The following is a 14,888-nucleotide window of genomic DNA, read 5'->3' on the forward strand; positions in this document are numbered from 1 at the left end:
TTTGATTATTCAGTCAGCGTCCAGCGTTGCAACTGCGTGTAACGCGTGCGTCCTCGCATGAATGAGGAGGAGTAAAGCCCAAACTCCGTTACCGGAAACGACCAGCCAAACCCTGGCGGAGGGATAGATACTGCGTGACCGGCGTCACGCAGCAGCGTGATATGCGGGTGAAAAGGCTGCGGGCTCTGGTGGCACCCACTGCGTGCGGCTTGTGCCCGCAACATGTTCGCCAACTGCAGCAGCCCGCGCGGCGGCTGACGCATTCCCAACCACACGACTCGCGAGCGCAGCCATTGCCCGGCATCGTCGAGTTTGAGCGTAAAACCCGGCTGGCGAATACGCCCCGCAAGCTGCATTAACGCATGCTGCTTCTCAGCGCTGACGTCGCCCAAAAAGGCGAGCGTCAGATGCAGATTATCGGCGGCGACGGGACGACCCGCTTCAGGGGGGAACTGCGCGGCCCGCCAGTGGATTAACTGCTCCCGAACCTCGCCAGGCAATTCAATCGCAAAGAACAGCCTTTTTGGCTCAGACATGATGGATACTCGGTTATGAATTAACGCGATGCTACAATGCAGCGCGAAGAATGTTAACCCTCTGGAGCCATTTGTGACGTCGTTGCCCGTTGCCGCCGTAGTGCCTGAACTACTTACCGCCCTTGATGCCTCGTCGCAGGTTTTGCTGACGGCGCCGACCGGTGCCGGGAAATCAACCTGGCTGCCGTTGCGACTCCTTGAACATCGCGGTATCAAGGGACGGATTATTTTGCTGGAGCCGCGGCGTCTGGCAGCACGCAATGTGGCGCAGCGGTTGGCGGAATTGCTGAATGAAAAGCCTGGCGAGACCGTGGGGTATCGCATGCGTGCGCAAAGCTGCGTAGGGCCGCTGACCCGCCTTGAGGTGGTGACGGAGGGGGTTCTGACGCGCATGATCCAGCGCGACCCCGAATTGACGGGCGTTGGGCTGGTCATTCTCGACGAATTTCACGAACGGAGTTTGCAGGCCGACCTGGCGCTGGCGCTGTTGCTGGATGTGCAGCATGGGCTGCGTGACGATCTGAAACTGTTGATCATGTCCGCCACTTTGGACAACGGACGTTTGCAGCAGATGTTGCCCGATGCGCCGACGATCGTTTCTGAAGGCCGCGCATTTCCCGTTGAGCGACGATATCAGCCGTTGGCGGCGCATCTGCGTTTTGCTGAAGCGGTAGCGGTAGCGACGGCAGAACTCCTGCGCCATGAAAGCGGGTCGCTGCTGCTGTTTTTACCGGGTGTAGGGGAAATCCTGCGCGTGCAGGAGCAACTGGCAACGCGTGTGGGCAGCGATGTGTTGTTGTGCCCACTGTACGGCGCGCTGACGCTTGCCGAGCAGCGTCAGGCGATTTTGCCCGCTCCGCAAGGCAAGCGCAAAGTGGTGCTGGCGACCAATATTGCCGAAACCAGCTTAACGATCGAAGGCATCCGGCTGGTGGTGGACTGCGCCCAGGAGCGCGTGGCGCGCTATGACGCGCGTACCGGTTTGACGCGACTGATTACCCAACGCATAAGCCAGGCCTCGATGACCCAGCGAGCGGGACGCGCGGGCCGTCTGGAACCTGGTATCTGCCTACATTTGCTTGCCAAAGAGCAGGCGGAAAGAGTGGCTGCACAGGGAGAACCGGAGATTTTACAGTGCGACCTGTCCGGACTGCTGATGGAGTTACTGCAATGGGGATGTTCCGACCCTGAGCAACTGAACTGGCTGGATACCCCGCCCGCCATCAACCTGCAGGCGGCAAAACGGCTGCTGCAGATGCTGGGGGCGCTTGAGGGTGACAGGCTCAGCGCCATTGGGCAGAAAATGGCGACGTTGGGTAACGACCCCCGTTTAGCGGCTATGCTGGTTAGCGCCAACAATGACAATGAAGCGGCAACGGCGGCAAAACTGGCTGCGATTCTGGAAGAGCCGCCGCGCGGTGGCAGTACCGATCTGGCTGTAGCGTTTTCACGAAATCAGCCCGCCTGGCAGCAGCGCAGCCAACAATTACTGAAACGGCTTAACGTTCGCAGCGGACAGCCGGACAGCGCGCTGCTCCCCTCATTACTGGCGCAGGCGTTTGCCGATCGGATCGCGCGTCGGCGCGGGCAGGAAGGGCGCTATCAACTGGCGAATGGCATGGGGGCAATGCTGGATGCCGATGACGCCTCCGGACGCCATGAATGGCTGATTGCGCCGCTGTTACTGCAGGGCAGCGCTTCGCCGGATGCGCGTATTCTGCTGGCTCTGCCGCTGGATATCGAGGTGCTGATACAGGCATGCCCTGAACTGCTACAACAATCTGACACCATCGAATGGGATGAAACTCAGGGAACGTTAAAAGCATTGCGTCGGTCGCGCATTGGCCAGCTAACGGTAAAAGTACAGGCGCTGGCCAAACCCTCGGAAGAGGAGTTGCATCTGGCGATGTTGAACGGCATTCGCGATAAAGGGCTAAGTGTGCTCAACTGGACGCCGGAAGCCGAGCAGTTTCGCCTGCGTCTGCAATGTGCGGCAAACTGGTTGCCAGAGTATAACTGGCCCGCGGTAGATGAGGATTCTCTGCTGGCGACGCTGGAGAGCTGGCTGCTGCCGCACATGAGCGGTGTGCACTCGTTACGTGCGTTAAAAGCGCTAAATGTGGGTCAGGCGTTGCGCGGTTTGCTGGATTGGTCAATGCTGCAACGTCTGGATAGTGAACTGCCAGCGCATTACACTGTGCCGACGGGAAGCCGGATTGCCATTCGCTATCATGAGGATAACCCTCCGGTATTGGCGGTTCGGATGCAGGAAATGTTTGGTGAAGCGAAGACCCCAACCATCGCCGAGGGGCGCGTGCCGCTGGTGCTGGAACTGCTGTCTCCGGCCCAACGACCGCTGCAGGTAACGAGTGATTTGAGCGCGTTCTGGCAGGGATCGTACCGTGAGGTGCAAAAAGAGATGAAAGGGCGCTATCCCAAACATGTCTGGCCGGACGATCCGGCGAATACCGCGCCAACGCGGCGAACAAAGAAGTATTCGTAATGAAACTGTAGGCCGGATAAAGCGAAGCCGTCATCCGGTATAAACACGGCAGTAAATTGAGAGATTTCTTCTTCTGTTAACTGACGGAAGAACAGAGAATCGGGCCCTTGCGCCTGAATGTTGCGGAGAAAAAGCATGGCGGGGAATGACCGCGAGCCAATTGGACGTAAAGGGAAACCCTCGCGTCCGGTGAAACAAAAGGTGAGCCGTCGTCAACTCAGAGATGAAGAGTATGACGACGATTATGATGATGATGACTATGAGGATGAAGAACCGATGCCGCGTAAGGGTAAAGGCAAAGGGCGTAAGCCTCGTGGTAAACGCGGCTGGTTCTGGCTGCTGGTAAAACTGTCGATTGTTTTTTTGGTGCTGATCGCCATTTACGGCGTTTATCTGGACCAAAAAATCCGCAGCCGTATAGATGGTAAAGTCTGGCAGCTTCCTGCGGCAGTATATGGCCGTATGGTTAACCTTGAGCCAGAAATGCCGATCGGCAAGAACGAGATGGTGAAACTGCTGGAGGCTACGCAGTATCGTCAGGTGACGAAGATGACGCGCCCTGGCGAATTCACCGTGCAGGCGAAAAGCATCGAGATGATCCGTCGTCCGTTTGATTTTCCGGACAGTAAAGAAGGGCAGGTGCGCGCGCGTCTGACCTTTGATGGCGACCATCTGGATACCATCGAGAATATGGATAACAACCGCCAGTTTGGTTTCTTCCGTCTCGATCCGCGACTGATTACCATGCTCTCTTCGCCTAACGGTGAGCAGCGCCTGTTTGTCCCGCGCAGTGGATTCCCGGATCTGTTGGTGGACACGCTGCTGGCGACCGAAGATCGTCACTTCTATGAGCATGACGGTATCAGCCTCTATTCCATTGGCCGTGCGGTGCTGGCGAACCTGACGGCGGGGCGCACGGTACAAGGGGCCAGTACGCTGACCCAGCAACTGGTGAAAAACCTGTTCCTGTCCAGCGAACGTTCCTATTGGCGTAAGGCCAACGAAGCCTATATGGCGCTGATCATGGATGCGCGTTACAGCAAAGACCGCATTCTTGAGCTGTACATGAACGAAGTCTATCTCGGTCAAAGCGGTGACAATGAGATCCGCGGCTTCCCGCTGGCGAGCCTCTACTACTTTGGCCGTCCGGTGGAAGAGCTGAGCCTCGACCAGCAGGCGCTGCTGGTAGGGATGGTTAAAGGAGCGTCAATCTATAACCCGTGGCGTAACCCGAAGCTGGCACTGGAGCGTCGTAACCTGGTGCTGCGTTTACTACAACAGCAGCAGATTATCGACCAGGATCTGTATGACATGCTGAGCGCGCGTCCGTTAGGCGTACAGCCGCGTGGTGGGGTGATCTCACCGCAGCCCGCCTTTATGCAGATGGTGCGCCAGGAGCTACAGGCGAAGCTGGGCGATAAAGTTAAAGATCTCTCCGGCGTGAAGATTTTCACCACCTTTGATTCCGTGGCGCAGGATGCTGCAGAAAAAGCGGCGGTGGAAGGTATTCCGGTGCTGAAGAAACAACGTAAGCTAAGCGATCTGGAAACCGCGATTGTGGTGGTCGACCGCTTTAGCGGCGAAGTGCGTGCCATGGTTGGTGGGGCAGAACCGCAGTTCGCTGGTTATAACCGTGCGATGCAGGCACGTCGTTCGATTGGTTCTTTGGCTAAACCAGCGACCTATCTGACCGCGCTCAGCCAGCCGAAGCTGTATCGTCTAAATACCTGGATTGCCGATGCCCCGATTGCGCTGCGCCAGCCTAACGGCCAGGTGTGGTCGCCGCAGAACGATGACCGTCGCTATAGCGAAAGCGGAAAAGTGATGCTGGTGGATGCGTTAACGCGCTCAATGAACGTGCCAACGGTAAATCTGGGGATGGCGCTGGGCCTGCCTGCCGTCACCGATACCTGGCTGAAGCTGGGCGCGCCGAAAGATCAGCTTAATCCGGTTCCAGCCATGCTGCTGGGGGCGTTGAACCTGACGCCGATCGAAGTGGCGCAGGCGTTCCAGACTATCGCCAGCGGCGGGAACCGCGCGCCGCTGTCGGCGCTGCGTTCGGTGATTGCCGAAGATGGGACGGTGCTGTATCAGAGCTTCCCGCAGGCCGAGCGTGCCGTTCCGGCGCAGGCGGCGTATATGACGCTGTGGACCATGCAACAGGTGGTTCAGCGTGGTACGGGGCGTCAGCTTGGCGCGAAATATCCTGGGCTTCATCTGGCAGGGAAAACCGGGACCACTAACAACAACGTGGATACCTGGTTTGCCGGGATCGACGGCAGCCAGGTAACCATCACCTGGGTGGGCCGTGATAACAACCAGCCAACCAAGCTGTACGGTGCCAGCGGTGCGATGTCGATTTATCAGCGTTATCTGGCTAACCAGACGCCAACACCGCTGGTGCTGACGCCGCCGGAAGATGTGGTGGATATGGGCGTGGACTACGACGGTAACTTCGTTTGTAGCGGGGGGATGCGTACGCTTCCGGTATGGACTACCGATCCTGATTCGCTGTGTCAGCAGGGTGAAATGATGCAACAGCCGACTGGGAATCCGTTCGATCAGTCAACGCCGCAGCAGCAGCCTCAACAGCAGCAGCAACAACCGGCGCAGCAGGAAAAGAAAGATAGCGACGGTGTCGCTGGCTGGATAAAGGATATGTTCGGCAGTAACTGATATTGCTCAAAACCCGCTTCGGCGGGTTTTTCTTCTTTGGTCCATTCTCAGGGCCGAATAACATTCCAGCCTAATTTATTAACCCTTTCTTTTCATCTGGTTATTTCTTAACCCCTCAGTTTTAGTAGGGACGCGTATTGCTTGCTATCTCGCCAGAGTTTCGAATATTATGCTGCCGTTATAATAATAATTCTCGTTTACGTTATCATTCACTTTCATCAGAGAAATACCAATGGCGCGTCTTAAAACTGCTCAGCCAAGTTCATCGCTGCGTAAAATCGCAGTAGTGGTAGCCACAGCGGTTAGCGGCATGTCTGTCTATGCACAGGCGGCGGTTGACCCGAAAGAAGAAACCATCACCGTAACTGCTGCTCCTGCCGCACAAGAAAGCGCATGGGGGCCAGCGGCAACCATCGCCGCACGACAGTCTGCTACGGCGACCAAAACTGACACCCCGATTCAAAAAGTTCCTCAGTCTATTTCAGTGGTCACCGCCGAAGAGATGGCGTTGCATCAGCCGAAATCAGTTAAAGAGGCGCTCAGCTACACGCCAGGCGTAGCCGTAGGCACCCGCGGCGCGTCTAACACCTATGACTACCTGATTATTCGCGGATTTGCCGCCGACGGCCAAAGTCAGAATAACTATCTGAATGGCCTGAAGATGCAGGGTAACTTCTACAACGATGCGGTAATCGACCCGTATATGCTGGAACGCGCTGAAGTGATGCGCGGTCCGGTTTCCGTTCTTTACGGAAAGAGTAACCCTGGTGGCTTGTTGAACATGGTCAGCAAACGCCCGACCACAGAGCCGTTAAAAGAAATTCAGTTCAAGATGGGCACTGACAGCCTGTTCCAGACCGGTTTTGACTTCAGCGATGCGCTGGATGACGATGGTGTGTACTCATACCGCCTGACCGGCCTGGCGCGTTCCGCGAATGCGCAGCAGCAGGGCGCGGAAGAACAACGCTACGCCATCGCGCCATCGTTCACATGGCGTCCGGATGATAAAACGAACTTTACCTTCCTCTCCTACTTCCAGAACGAGCCGGAAACTGGCTATTACGGCTGGTTGCCGAAAGAGGGGACGGTGACTGAGCTGCCGAACGGCAAGCGTCTGCCTACCGATTTCAACGAAGGTGCGAACAACAATACCTACTCTCGTAACGAGAAGATGGTGGGCTACAGCTTCGACCACGAATTTAACGACACCTTTACCGTGCGTCAGAACCTGCGTTACGCGCAAAACAAGGTTTCGCAGAACAGCGTGTATGGCTACGGTATGTGCTCTGATCCGCTCTATACAAAGGATCCGGCTAACAGTCCTTGCGCCAGCGTTCCTCAGTCCGAGTGGGCTCACACGCTGACTCGTCAGTATGTTGACGATAATGAGAAATTGCAGAACTTCGCTGTTGATACCCAGTTGCAGAGCAAATTCGCTACCGGTTCCGTGGATCACACATTGCTGACCGGCGTTGACTATATGCGGATGCGTAACGATATCAACTCCTGGTTTGGTTGGGCTGGTTCGGTAGCGCCTTCAGATATTTATAACCTTGATCGCAGCGACTTTGATTTTGGGGCACATACTGGACCGGGTGCTGCCTACCGAGTTCTGAATAAACAGGAACAAACGGGCCTGTACGCTCAGGATCAGATGCAGTGGGATAAGGTGCTGGTCACTCTGGGCGGTCGTTACGACTGGGCTAAGCAGGACTCACTGAACCGCGTTTCTGGCGTGCTGGATTCCCGTGATGACAGACAGTTCACCTGGCGTGGCGGTGTTAACTACCTGTTCGACAACGGTGTGACTCCGTATTTCAGCTACAGCGAATCGTTTGAACCTAGTTCTCAGGTCGGGGAAAGCGGTAATATCTTTACTCCATCTAAAGGTAAGCAGTACGAAGCGGGCGTGAAGTATGTGCCGAGCGATCGTCCGATCGTGATCACCGGTGCTGTTTACCAGTTGACCAAAACCAACAACCTGATGGCCGACCCGAACGGATCATTCTGGTCAGTTGAAGGCGGTGAAATTCGCTCACGTGGTGTGGAAATTGAAGCGAAAGCGGCGCTCTCAGCCAGCGTTAACGTGGTCGGTTCTTATACCTATACCGATGCGGAATACACCACTGACACCAACTACAAAGGTAACACGCCTGCTCAGGTGCCAAAACATATGGCATCACTGTGGGGAGATTACACCCTTTATGACGGCGCGCTTTCCGGGCTGACGTTGGGTACGGGGGTTCGTTATACTGGCTCCAGCTATGGCGATCCGGCAAACTCCTTCAAAGTGGGAAGCTATACGCTGGTGGATGCGTTAGTACGTTACGATCTGGCGCGCGTCGGCATGGCGGGTTCCAACGTGGCGCTGCATGTGAACAACCTGTTTGACCGTGAGTACGTCGCCAGCTGCTTCAATACCTATGGCTGCTTCTGGGGCGCAGAACGTCAGGTCGTTGCAACCGCAACCTTCCGTTTCTAATTTCTTTTTGGGCACGCTTTGCGTGCCCGTTTTACAAGTTGGCTGCTATGCAGGAAAACAGATCCCATCCCGACACCACTTTCGCGTTGCGTAATGTCTCCTTTCGTGTGCCTGGCCGCACGCTTTTGCATCCTCTCTCATTAACTTTTCCGGTAGGGAAAGTAACCGGCCTTATCGGCCACAACGGGTCCGGAAAATCGACGTTATTGAAAATGCTGGGACGTCATCAGCCGCCGTCGGAAGGTGAAATCCTGCTCGACGAACAGCCGCTGGAGAACTGGAGCAGTAAAGCGTTTGCCCGCAAGGTCGCCTATCTGCCGCAGCAGTTGCCGCAGGCCGAAGGGATGACGGTGCGTGAACTGGTGGCGATTGGCCGCTATCCGTGGCACGGGGCGCTGGGACGTTTTGGCGTTGCCGACAGAGAGAAAGTAGAAGAAGCTATTTCGTTGGTCGGCTTAAAACCGCTGGCGCACCGCCTGGTGGATAGCCTGTCCGGCGGAGAACGCCAGCGTGCGTGGATTGCCATGCTGGTGGCGCAGGACAGCCGCTGTCTGCTGCTTGATGAGCCGACTTCCGCGCTGGATATCGCTCATCAGGTTGACGTGCTGGCGCTGGTGCATCGCTTAAGCCAGCAGCGTGGGCTAACGGTTATTGCGGTGCTGCATGATATCAACATGGCGGCCCGCTACTGCGATTACTTAGTTGCGCTGCGCGGTGGTGAAATGATTGCGCAAGGAACGCCTGCTGAACTGATGCGCAGTGAAACTCTGGAACAGATTTACGGTATCCCGATGGGCATTTTGCCGCATCCGGCCGGTGCCGCACCCGTGAGTTTTGTCTATTAATGATTGAATTACATCATATTACCCGTCGGCGTCTGCTTACGGCGATGGCGCTCTCGCCGCTGCTGTGGCGGATGAATACGGCGTCCGCCGCGGCGATTGATCCGCAGCGTATTGTGGCGCTGGAATGGCTGCCGGTAGAGCTGTTGCTGGCGCTGGGTATTACGCCGTATGGCATTGCGGATATCCCTAACTACAAGCTGTGGGTCAGTGAGCCACCTCTACCGGACTCGGTGATTGATGTCGGGCTACGCACGGAACCCAATCTCGAACTGCTGACCGAAATGAAACCCTCGTTTTTGCTCTGGTCGGCAGGCTATGGTCCTTCCCCGGAAAAGCTGGCGCGTATTGCACCTGGTCGGGGATTTAACTTCAGCGACGGTAAAAAACCGCTGATCGTTGCGCGACAATCGCTGCAGGAAATGGCGCAATTGTTCAATCTGCAGGACTCTGCTGAACGCCATCTGACTGAGTATGATCGTTTTATTGCCAGCCTGAAGCCGCGCTTCATTCAACGCGGTGCGCGCCCTGTGCTTCTCACCTCTCTGCTTGATTCGCGGCATATGCTGGTGTTTGGCCCAAACAGCCTGTTTCAGGACGTGCTGGACGAATATGGGATCCCCAACGCCTGGCAGGGAGAGACAAACTTTTGGGGCAGCACTGCCGTGAGTATTGACCGTCTGGCTGCTTTTCAGGATGTCGATGTATTGTGCTTTGATCACGGCAACGATAAAGAGATGGCTGCACTGATGTCTACGCCGTTGTGGCAGGCGATGCCCTTTGTTCGCAGCGGACGTTTTCAGCGCGTGCCGGCCGTCTGGTTCTATGGCGCAACGCTATCAGCCATGCATTTTGCCCGCATTCTGGATAATGCGCTGGGAGGCAAAGCGTGAGTAAACGTATCGCGCTGTTCCCCATTCTCCTGCTGACGGTTCTGTTTGTTGCTGCCTGTTGGCTCACATGGGTTAACTTCTCCGTTGCGCTACCGCGCAGCCAATGGCAACAGGCTATCTGGTCACCGGATATCGATGCCATTAAACAGATGGTTTTCCACTACAGCCTGCTGCCGAGGCTGGCAATTTCGCTGTTGGTCGGTGCCGGGCTGGGACTGGTCGGCGTATTATTTCAGCAGGTGCTGCGTAACCCACTGGCGGAGCCAACCACGCTAGGCGTTGCGACCGGTGCGCAGTTGGGCATTACCGTCTCGACGCTGTGGGCTATTCCCGGTGCGCTCACCACGCAATTTGCTGCGTTGGCAGGTGCTTGTGTCGTTGGGGCGCTGGTGTTTGGCGTCGCCTGGGGCAAACGTCTTTCTCCGGTGACGTTAATCCTCGCCGGACTGGTGGTCAGCCTGTACTGCGGGGCGATTAACCAGTTGATGGTTATCTTCCATCACGATCAACTGCAAAGCATGTTTTTGTGGAGCAGCGGCACGCTAACCCAAACCGACTGGAGCGGCGTACAGCGACTGTGGCCACAGCTGCTGGGCGGCGTGATGCTGACTCTGCTGCTGTTGCGTCCAATGACGCTGATGGGACTGGATGACGGCGTGGCGCGTAACCTCGGTCTGGCGTTGTCGCTGGCGCGCCTGGCGGCCTTATCGCTGGCGATTGTCATCAGCGCCTTGCTGGTTAACGCGGTTGGGATTATCGGCTTTATTGGCCTGTTTGCACCGCTGCTGGCGAAAATGCTCGGCGCGCGGCGTCTGTTGGCGCGTCTGATGCTGGCCCCGCTGATTGGTGCGTTGATCCTCTGGCTCTCTGACCAAATCATTCTGTGGCTGACCCGCGTATGGATGGAGGTCTCCACCGGTTCGGTGACGGCGCTGATTGGCGCGCCATTGCTGCTGTGGTTGTTGCCGCGCCTTAGAAGTATGAGCGCACCGGATATGAATGCCAGCAACCGTATCGCCGCGGAGCGTCAGAATGTACTGATGTTTGCGCTGGCGGGCGGGGTGGTTTTGCTGCTGACTCTGGTGGTGGCGCTGTCGTTTGGCCGCGATGCGCACGGCTGGACATGGGCCAGCGGCGCGATGCTGGATGAACTGATGCCCTGGCGCTGGCCACGTATTCTGGCGGCGTTGATTGCCGGGGTGATGCTGGCGGTAGCGGGCTGTATTATTCAGCGTCTGACCGGAAACCCAATGGCTAGCCCGGAAGTTCTGGGCATTAGCTCCGGCGCGGCATTTGGCGTGGTGTTAATGCTGTTTCTGGTCCCCGGAAATGCCTTTGGCTGGCTGCTGCCCGCAGGGAGCCTCGGGGCTGCGGTCACCTTGCTTATCATTATGATTGCCGCCGGGCGCGGTGGTTTTTCGCCGCACCGTATGCTGCTGGCAGGGATGGCGCTCAGTACGGCGTTTACTATGTTGTTGATGATGCTGCAGGCCAGCGGCGATCCGCGTATGGCGGGCGTGCTGACCTGGATCTCCGGCTCAACCTATAACGCGACGGGCGAACAGGTACTGCGCACCGGGATTGTGATGGTTATCCTGCTGGCGCTGACGCCGCTGTGCCGTCGTTGGCTGACGATTTTACCGCTCGGCGGCGATACGGCGCGTGCGGTGGGTATGGCGATCACGCCGTCACGCGTGGAATTACTGCTGTTGGCTGCGGGGCTAACGGCGACAGCAACCATGACCATTGGACCGTTGAGTTTTGTCGGGCTGATGGCTCCGCATATTGCCCGAATGATGGGTTTTCGTCGCGCGATGCCGCATATGCTGATTTCGGCGCTGGCGGGAGGTGTGCTGCTGGTCTTTGCTGACTGGTGCGGCAGGATGGTGCTGTTTCCGTATCAGATCCCGGCAGGATTACTGTCGACGTTTATTGGCGCGCCGTACTTTATCTATCTGCTACGTAAGCAGAGTCGCTGAGGTTTATCCCTTCTATCTAGGTTGCGTCGCCATTCGGCAATAAAAAAGCCGGGTGGAGGCTTCGCCTTACCCGGCTTACATTATTTCTGGACGTTCTCTTTTACAATTTCGCAAACACCCGGCGCGCGGCGTCGATGGTGTTATTGATATCGTCTTCACTGTGCGCGACGGACATAAAGCCCGCTTCGAAGGCGGACGGCGCCAGGTAAATCCCTTCATCCAGCATCATGTGGAAGAAACGCTTGAAGCGTTCAACGTCGCATGCCATCACATCCTGATAGCAGGTCACGGTTTCTGCATCGGTGAAGAAAATCCCGAACATCCCGCCCACATGGTTAACCACCAGCGGAATATTTGTTTCTGCGGCGGCTTCCAGCAGACCTTCCGCCAGACGCGTCGTCAGTTCGTTCAGCGTTTCATGAATACCTGGCTGGGCCACTTCGTTCAGACAAGCAAAACCTGCTGCCATCGCAATCGGGTTACCTGAAAGCGTACCCGCCTGATAAACCGGACCGGTCGGCGCTAGCGCGTCCATCACATCACGGCGACCGCCGAATGCGCCAACGGGCATCCCGCCACCGATGATTTTGCCAAGGCAGGTCAGATCCGGAACGACGCCGTAATAATCCTGCGCACCGGCTAGCGCCACGCGGAAACCGGTCATGACTTCATCGATGATCAACAGTGCGCCAAACTCATCACACAGGGCACGCAGGCCCGGCAGGAATTCTGGCAGCGGCGGGATGCAGTTCATGTTGCCTGCGACCGGCTCAACGATAATGCAGGCGATCTCCTGCGGATACTGTTCGAATGCCGCGCGAACGGAAGAGAGATCGTTGTAGGTGCAGGTCAGGGTGTGTTTCGCGAAATCGGCTGGAACGCCCGGAGAGTTTGGCTGACCCAGCGTTAACGCGCCGGAACCAGCTTTAACCAGCAGGCAGTCGGCATGACCGTGATAGCAACCTTCAAATTTGATGATCTTATCGCGACCGGTGAAACCGCGCGCCAGACGGATTGCGCTCATCGTCGCTTCCGTACCGGAGTTCACCATACGCACCATATCCATGGTCGGCACAAGTTCAGTGACCAGCTCCGCCATTTTCACTTCCATCTCGGTCGGCGCGCCGAAGCTTAAACCGCGTTCTGCGGCTTCAATCACCGCATTGCGAATTGCCGGGTGGTTATGGCCTAGTACCATCGGTCCCCAGGAACCGACGTAATCGACATAGGCTTTACCATCGACATCGTACAGATACGCGCCGTCCGCTTTTTCGATAAACAGCGGAGTACCACCCACGCCAGTAAAGGCGCGAACGGGGGAGTTAACGCCGCCAGGGATAAGTTCGCGTGCTGCGCTGTAGAGATTTTCAGACTTACTCATGGATGGGGTCCTGGTTCGTAGAAAAAGTAAATGCCCGCTATTCTAGTTATTCAGAGAAGGTTATGAAAGTTTTACGCAATTGAAACAATGCGATTTGCAGGGGATTTTCGTGAAATGTGCGAGTAGAATGCCGATTCCGTATTTGTATTACCAATTAATGATCATCTGATGAAGACTGACTCTCCCTCTTTTGAAGCACAACAAATTGTGCGTTTACGCCGCAGGGATCAAATCCGTCGACTCCTGGAACGCGACAAAACGCCGTTGGCGATCCTGTTGATGGCCGCCGTTGTCGGTACCGTGACGGGGCTTGTTGGCGTGGCATTTGAGAAAGCGGTGACCTGGGTGCAAAATCAGCGCATTGGCGCCCTGGCCCAGGTTGCGGACCATGCCATTCTGCTGTGGCCGCTGGCGTTTATTCTCTCTGCATTGCTGGCGATGGTCGGCTATTTTCTGGTTCGTAAATTTGCGCCGGAAGCGGGAGGCTCGGGGATCCCTGAGATTGAAGGCGCGCTGGAAGAGCTACGACCTGTGCGCTGGTGGCGTGTTCTGCCGGTGAAATTTATTGGCGGCATGGGCACGCTGGGAGCCGGTATGGTGCTCGGGCGAGAAGGGCCGACCGTACAGATAGGCGGGAACATTGGGCGTATGGTGCTGGATATTTTCCGCATGCGCAGCGCCGAAGCGCGACATACCCTGCTGGCCACCGGTGCGGCTGCGGGTTTGTCGGCGGCGTTTAATGCGCCTCTGGCGGGGATCCTGTTCATTATTGAAGAGATGCGCCCGCAGTTTCGCTATAACCTCGTCTCGATCAAAGCCGTGTTTACCGGCGTTATTATGTCGAGCATCGTGTTTCGTGTGTTCAACGGTGAAGCACCGATTATTGAAGTCGGGAAGCTGTCTAATGCACCGGTAAATACGCTGTGGCTGTATCTTGTACTCGGGCTTATTTTTGGCTGTGTCGGGCCGTTGTTCAACACCATGGTGTTGCGTACCCAGGATATGTTCCAGCGCTTCCACGGCGGTGAAATTAAAAAATGGGTGCTGATGGGCGGCGCGATTGGTGGCCTGTGCGGGATCCTGGGATTAATTAAACCGGAAGCGGCAGGCGGCGGGTTTAACCTGATTCCTATCGCCGCGGCGGGTAATTTTAGCGTCGGTTTACTGCTGTTTATATTTATTACCCGGGTGATCACCACGCTGCTGTGCTTCTCTTCCGGCGCGCCCGGTGGGATTTTTGCCCCGATGCTGGCGCTGGGTACGTTACTTGGCACCGCGTTCGGTATGGCCGCGGCGGCCTCTTTTCCACAGTATCATCTGGAGGCCGGAACCTTTGCCATTGCCGGAATGGGGGCTTTGCTGGCGGCTTCGGTACGTGCACCGCTAACCGGTATTGTACTGGTGCTGGAGATGACCGATAACTATCAGCTCATTTTGCCAATGATTATTACCTGTCTTGGCGCAACACTATTAGCCCAATTTATGGGTGGAAAGCCGCTATACTCGACTATCCTTGCCCGCACGCTGGCAAAACAGGAAGCGGAGCAGGCGGCAAAAAACCAGAGTACCGCCGCTGGCGAGAATACTTGAACGAAA

The 14,888-nt window shown here is 56.5% G+C and carries 9 protein-coding genes; 7 read left to right on the plus strand and 2 right to left on the minus strand.

Annotation, left to right across the window (positions count from 1 at the left end; genetic code table 11):
* Positions 1-5 precede the first annotated feature (5 nt).
* Positions 6-536: an RNA 2',3'-cyclic phosphodiesterase gene (gene thpR, locus WC7_RS21470; protein ID WP_016151743.1), complete on the minus strand. Its 531-nt coding sequence runs from the start codon at positions 534-536 to the stop codon at positions 6-8.
* A 73-nt stretch (positions 537-609) separates the two neighbouring features.
* Here thpR and hrpB point away from each other — a divergent pair, with 73 nt between their 5' ends.
* From hrpB to fhuB, 6 genes are all read left to right on the plus strand, one after another.
* Positions 610-3,039, plus strand: a complete 2,430-nt coding sequence (gene hrpB / locus WC7_RS21465; protein WP_016151744.1) for an ATP-dependent helicase HrpB — start codon at positions 610-612, stop codon at positions 3,037-3,039.
* Positions 3,040-3,174: 135 nt separating this feature from the next.
* The gene (gene mrcB / locus WC7_RS21460; RefSeq protein WP_016151745.1) at positions 3,175-5,715 is read left to right on the plus strand and encodes a bifunctional glycosyl transferase/transpeptidase; all 2,541 of its coding nucleotides are present in this window, start codon (positions 3,175-3,177) and stop codon (positions 5,713-5,715) included.
* Positions 5,716-5,947: 232 nt separating this feature from the next.
* Positions 5,948-8,197 (plus strand): ferrichrome porin FhuA, encoded by a 2,250-nt coding sequence (gene fhuA, locus WC7_RS21455; RefSeq protein WP_016151746.1) that lies wholly within the window; start codon positions 5,948-5,950, stop codon positions 8,195-8,197.
* Positions 8,198-8,244: 47 nt separating this feature from the next.
* On the plus strand, positions 8,245-9,042 hold the full coding sequence (gene fhuC / locus WC7_RS21450; protein WP_003845793.1) for a Fe3+-hydroxamate ABC transporter ATP-binding protein FhuC: 798 nt from the start codon (positions 8,245-8,247) through the stop codon (positions 9,040-9,042).
* On the plus strand, positions 9,042-9,932 hold the full coding sequence (gene fhuD / locus WC7_RS21445; protein WP_016151747.1) for a Fe(3+)-hydroxamate ABC transporter substrate-binding protein FhuD: 891 nt from the start codon (positions 9,042-9,044) through the stop codon (positions 9,930-9,932). The genes fhuC and fhuD overlap by 1 nt, the downstream gene beginning before the upstream one ends.
* On the plus strand, positions 9,929-11,911 hold the full coding sequence (gene fhuB / locus WC7_RS21440; protein ID WP_016151748.1) for a Fe(3+)-hydroxamate ABC transporter permease FhuB: 1,983 nt from the start codon (positions 9,929-9,931) through the stop codon (positions 11,909-11,911). Before fhuD ends, fhuB begins: the two co-directional genes overlap by 4 nt.
* 100 nt (positions 11,912-12,011) lie before the next feature.
* On the opposite strand, the gene hemL is transcribed toward fhuB, so the two are convergent.
* A complete protein-coding gene (gene hemL, locus WC7_RS21435; protein WP_016151749.1) occupies positions 12,012-13,292 on the minus strand; it encodes a glutamate-1-semialdehyde 2,1-aminomutase in 1,281 nt (426 codons plus the stop codon).
* Between the two features lie 168 nt (positions 13,293-13,460).
* Between hemL and clcA the strand changes: the two genes are divergently transcribed.
* Entirely contained in the window at positions 13,461-14,882 is a 1,422-nt protein-coding gene (gene clcA / locus WC7_RS21430; RefSeq protein ID WP_016151750.1) for a H(+)/Cl(-) exchange transporter ClcA, read from the plus strand.
* Positions 14,883-14,888: the final 6 nt, after the last annotated feature.

It is taken from the genome of Citrobacter sp. KTE151 (assembly GCF_000398845.1).
Classification (GTDB): domain Bacteria; phylum Pseudomonadota; class Gammaproteobacteria; order Enterobacterales; family Enterobacteriaceae; genus Citrobacter; species Citrobacter braakii.

Bases quoted from the DNA above. Each gene is read 5' to 3' on its own strand.
- thpR (WP_016151743.1), bottom strand. From the start codon at position 536: ATGTCTGAGCCAAAAAGGCTGTTCTTTGCGATTGAATTGCCTGGCGAG.
- mrcB (WP_016151745.1), top strand. From the start codon at position 3,175: ATGGCGGGGAATGACCGCGAGCCAATTGGACGTAAAGGGAAACCCTCG.
- fhuC (WP_003845793.1), top strand. From the start codon at position 8,245: ATGCAGGAAAACAGATCCCATCCCGACACCACTTTCGCGTTGCGTAAT.
- fhuA (WP_016151746.1), top strand. From the start codon at position 5,948: ATGGCGCGTCTTAAAACTGCTCAGCCAAGTTCATCGCTGCGTAAAATC.
- hemL (WP_016151749.1), bottom strand. From the start codon at position 13,292: ATGAGTAAGTCTGAAAATCTCTACAGCGCAGCACGCGAACTTATCCCT.
- fhuD (WP_016151747.1), top strand. From the start codon at position 9,042: ATGATTGAATTACATCATATTACCCGTCGGCGTCTGCTTACGGCGATG.
- clcA (WP_016151750.1), top strand. From the start codon at position 13,461: ATGAAGACTGACTCTCCCTCTTTTGAAGCACAACAAATTGTGCGTTTA.